Annotated in this window: 3 protein-coding genes; all 3 read left to right on the plus strand. The window is 66.9% G+C overall.

What is annotated here, in order from left to right; genetic code table 11:
• Positions 1 to 218 precede the first annotated feature (218 nt).
• From clpS to C5O18_RS07710, 3 genes are read left to right on the plus strand one after another with little or no spacing between them, the layout of a single operon-like run.
• Positions 219 to 638 carry an ATP-dependent Clp protease adapter ClpS gene (clpS, locus tag C5O18_RS07700; protein WP_105192904.1) on the plus strand — a complete coding sequence of 140 codons (420 nt, stop codon included), beginning with the start codon at positions 219 to 221 and terminating at the stop codon, positions 636 to 638.
• 24 nt (positions 639 to 662) lie between these two features.
• The gene (gene clpA / locus C5O18_RS07705; protein ID WP_105192906.1) at positions 663 to 2,933 is read left to right on the plus strand and encodes an ATP-dependent Clp protease ATP-binding subunit ClpA; all 2,271 of its coding nucleotides are present in this window, start codon (positions 663 to 665) and stop codon (positions 2,931 to 2,933) included.
• A 14-nt stretch (positions 2,934 to 2,947) separates the two neighbouring features.
• Positions 2,948 to 3,283, plus strand: coding sequence for a DMT family transporter (locus tag C5O18_RS07710; protein WP_105192908.1), 336 nt, complete (start codon positions 2,948 to 2,950; stop codon positions 3,281 to 3,283).
• The last annotated feature ends 55 nt before the right edge of the window (positions 3,284 to 3,338 follow it).

The following is a 3,338-nucleotide window of genomic DNA, read 5'->3' on the forward strand; positions in this document are numbered from 1 at the left end:
TTGTTCTGGCGTCTTCCTGACGGGCCCGGTTCAGGCCCGGTGCCCGCCTAATATGGCCGTCAGGCGCGCCTCCGCGTCAATCCCGGCTGTCCGGCAAACGCCTCTTTTCATCGGTTGATGCGCAAGTGGGCACAAAACGTGCACATCCATCGTCAAAGGGGGGCGAGGCGTCAAAAAAACCGAGACGAAGTGCCGAAGCGTTCTGCTACAGTCAGGTTATGCACAGACTGATTCATGCTTCGCACACCACGTTCCGGGCGGCTCGCCCGCAGGCTGCCGCCGCTGTTCGCGCCACGGGCGGAAACGGCGACGGCGACCCGACGGATGCCGAGGGCGACAGCCAGACGGCGGTGGTCGTGGCGCCGGTGGAGCCGGCGCTGAAGCGCCCGCGCCGCTACCACGTCGTCATCCTGAATGACGACTACACGCCCATGGAATTCGTCATCGACGTGCTGGAGCGTTTCTTCGGGCTCAACGTCGAGCAGGCCACCGTCCTGATGCTGCAGGTGCATCACCAGGGCCGGGCGGCGGTGGGAAACTATTCGCGCGATGTCGCGGAAACCAAGGCGGCCATGGTGGTCGACCACGCACGGCAGCATGAACATCCGCTGCTGTGCCAGGCAGAGCCGATGCCCTGAGGCAGCGGCAAGGAGAGGCAGGCAATGTTGAGTCGTGAACTGGAGCTGACCCTCAATCTCGCGTTCCGTGATGCCCGTGGCAAGCGCCACGAGTTCATCACCGTCGAGCACCTGCTGTTGTCGCTGCTCGACAACGAGTCCGCCATCACCGCCCTGCAGGCCTGCGGGGCCGACATTCCGGCGCTGCGCCGCGAGCTGCAGCAGTACGTCGACGAAGCCACGCCGCTGCTGCCGGTGCCCGACGGCGGCCGCGAGACCCAGCCCACGCTGGGCTTCCAGCGCGTGCTGCAGCGCGCCGTGTTCCATGTGCAGTCGTCCGGCAAGCGCGAGGTCAGCGGTGCCAACGTGCTGGTGGCGATCTTCTCCGAGCAGGAGTCGCAGGCCGTGTTCCTGCTCAAGCAGCAGGGCATCAGCCGCCTCGACGTGGTGAACCACCTGTCGCACGGCGGCCAGCGCGAGGAGGAGAGCCGCGAGCAGGAGCAGGGCGAGACCGAGTCCGCGCCCGACGCCGTGCCGGATTCCGCGCTGCACAACTACACCGTCAACCTCAACGAGCTGGCGCGCAAGGGCAAGCTCGACCCGCTGGTGGGCCGCGAGCACGAGATCGAGCGTGCCATCCAGGTGCTCTGCCGCCGGCGCAAGAACAACCCGGTGCTGGTGGGCGAGCCCGGTGTCGGCAAGACTGCCATTGCCGAGGGCCTGGCCTGGCTGATCACCGAGGGCAAGGTGCCCGACGCCATCGCCGACGCCACCGTGTTCTCGCTCGACATCGGCGCGCTGCTGGCCGGCACCAAGTACCGCGGCGACTTCGAGAAGCGCTTCAAGGCGCTGATCCACGAGCTGACCGAGAAGCCGGGCGCGGTGCTGTTCATCGACGAGATCCACACCATCATCGGTGCCGGTTCCGCCGGCGGCGGCGTGCTCGACGTTTCCAACCTGCTCAAGCCGGCGCTCGCCAACGGCACGCTGAAGTGCATGGGATCAACGACTTACCAGGAATACCGCAACCTGTTCGAGAAGGATGGCGCGCTGTCGCGGCGCTTCCACAAGATCGATGTCGCCGAGCCCAGCGTCGACGAGACCTACCGCATCCTGCGCGGCCTCAAGTCACGCTTCGAGGAGCACCACGGCGTGCGTTACGCCGACAAGGCGCTGCATGTGGCGGCCAGCCTGGCCGACCGCTACATCCACGAGCGCTACCTGCCGGACAAGGCCATCGACCTGATCGACGAGGCCGGCTCGTTCCAGCGCCTGCAGCCGCAGAGCCGGCGCAAGAAGGTCATCGGCGTGGCCGAGATCGAGGAGATGGTGGCCAAGGTCGCACGCATCCCGGCCAAGGCGGTGTCGTCCAACGACAAGGAATCGCTGCGCAGCCTCGAGCGTGACCTGAAAATGACCGTGTTCGGCCAGGACCAGGCCATCGACGCGCTGGCGGCGGCGATCAAGCTGTCGCGCGCCGGCCTCAAGTCGCCGGAGAAGCCGATCGGCTGCTTCCTGTTCGCCGGCCCCACGGGCGTCGGCAAGACCGAGGTCACCAAGCAGCTGGCGCGCAAGCTGGGCATCGAGCTGGTGCGCTTCGACATGTCCGAGTACATGGAGCGGCACACGGTGTCGCGCCTGATCGGGGCTCCGCCGGGCTATGTCGGCTACGACCAGGGCGGCCTGCTCACCGAGGCCATCGTCAAGCACCCGCACTGCGTGCTGCTGCTCGACGAGATCGAGAAGGCGCATCCGGAAGTGTTCAACTTGCTGCTGCAGGTCATGGACCACGGCACGCTGACCGACAACAACGGCCGCAAGGCCGACTTCCGCCACGTCATCCTGGTCATGACCACCAATGCCGGGGCGGAGCAGGTCAGCCGCGCCAGCATCGGCTTCACCCAGCAGGACCACAGCTCGGACGGCGCCGAGATCATCAAGAAGGCGTTCACGCCGGAGTTCCGCAACCGTCTGGATGCCATCATCCAGTTCGCCGCGCTGGATCCGCTGGTGATCGGCAGCGTGGTCGACAAGTTCCTGGTGGAACTGCAGGCCCAGCTCGACGACAAGCACGTGCAGCTCGACGTCGACGCCGATGCCCGCGCCTGGCTGGCGGAGAAGGGCTATGACCGCCTGATGGGCGCGCGTCCGATGGCGCGCGTGATCCAGGAGCACCTGAAGAAGCCGCTGGCCGAGCTGATCCTGTTCGGCGTGCTGGCCGACAAGGGCGGGCGCGTGCATGTCTCGGTGGCCGGCGACACGCTGAAGCTGGACGCCGAGCCGGTCGAGCGCCGCGTGCCCGAGAAGGCGATCTGAGGAGCTGTTCCGCCATGCAGCAGCACTGGCTGTTCCTCTCGGTCGCCATTGTCAGCGAGGTGGTCGCCACCTCCGCGCTGAAGGCGGCCGAGGGGTTCACCCGCCTGTGGCCGTCGCTGCTGGTGGTGGGCGGCTACGCGCTGGCCTTCTACTTCCTGTCGCTGACCCTGCGCACGCTGCCGGTGGCGGTGGCTTACGCCATCTGGTCGGGTGTCGGCGTGGCTCTGGTCACGCTGGCGGCCTGGCTGCTGTACGGCCAGCGCCTGGATGCCGCCGCGATCATCGGCCTGTCGCTGATCGTGGCCGGCGTGGTGGTGCTCAACGCGTTTTCCGGAACCGCATCGCACTGAGGCGGCCGCCGCCGATTTTTCACCGCACTGTCATTCATCCTGCACGAACGGTTAA

This window comes from Amnimonas aquatica, assembly GCF_002943415.1.
GTDB classification, from domain to species: domain Bacteria; phylum Pseudomonadota; class Gammaproteobacteria; order Pseudomonadales; family Moraxellaceae; genus Perlucidibaca; species Perlucidibaca aquatica_A.

Bases quoted from the DNA above. Each gene is read 5' to 3' on its own strand.
- C5O18_RS07710 (WP_105192908.1), top strand. From the start codon at position 2,948: ATGCAGCAGCACTGGCTGTTCCTCTCGGTCGCCATTGTCAGCGAGGTG.
- clpA (WP_105192906.1), top strand. From the start codon at position 663: ATGTTGAGTCGTGAACTGGAGCTGACCCTCAATCTCGCGTTCCGTGAT.
- clpS (WP_105192904.1), top strand. From the start codon at position 219: ATGCACAGACTGATTCATGCTTCGCACACCACGTTCCGGGCGGCTCGC.